1 protein-coding gene is annotated in these 889 nt (G+C 43.3%); it reads left to right on the top strand.

The features are described from left to right. Nucleotides 1-126: 126 nt before the first annotated feature. Nucleotides 127-889: HDOD domain-containing protein (locus A3729_RS26135; RefSeq protein ID WP_068634439.1), on the top strand; the 763-nt coding region annotated here is incomplete at its 3' end.

The raw sequence follows: 889 nt of genomic DNA, 5'->3' as shown, positions 1-889 counted from the left end.
CTCAGCTATTGCAATTGTTCACTAATTACACAAAGCTGTTACATCCTTCGTTATTTCCCAATATCCCTGCTATCCCACCAACGCTGGTCTACACTAAATAAAAACAATAATCAGTGGAGTAGTTGTGTGAGCAGCCCGATTTCAGATTTAAGCCCAAAAGCGCAAGCTATTGCGAAATATATTGATAATCTAAGCGATAACAAAATCGAAGTGCCGATGCTGCCGGATGTGGCAAACCAGGTTTTAGCTTTATCGAATGATCCAGATTCTGATGCCGCACAGTTGGCCAAACTCATACAAAGTGACCAGGCCTTGGCTGGCCATGTGATGCGCATTGCTAATTCAGCCGCATATACACCCAACGCCTCAATGGTTTCTCTGCAACAAGCTGTGGCAAGGCTCGGTCTGTCTCTGATTACAGAAATTGCTTTGGCAGCTTCTCTTAATACGAAAATATTTAAAGCGCCCACATACGAAAACCGTATTAATGAAATATGGGACCATGCTTTATGTACAGCCTTTTGGGGAAAAGAGGTTGCGCGAGTTGCCAAGAAAAATGTCGAAGCCGCCTTTCTATGCGGTTTGCTTCATAGCATTGGCAAACCGGTTATCCTTCAGACCATCTTTGACTACTCGGAATGGCATGACGTATCTATTTCATTAGATGAAGTAGGGGTAATCGAATCTGCTTATCATGTGAAATATGGCGAAGTCGTGGTCAGAAAATGGAAAATGCCCGCAATCGTTCAGGAATCTGTTCATTACTATGCTGACTATCAAAATGCCCAAAGCAATCGTGACCAAGCGATGGTGACTAATGGTGCTGCTAAGTTAGCTCAAGCAATGTTATCGGGTGAAGAAGCTGCGATAGATACAGCTTTGCAAGATA

It is taken from the genome of Oleiphilus sp. HI0043, assembly GCF_001634935.1.
Note: the sequence above shows the minus strand (reverse complement) of the source record. Positions and strands in the feature narration are given on the sequence as shown.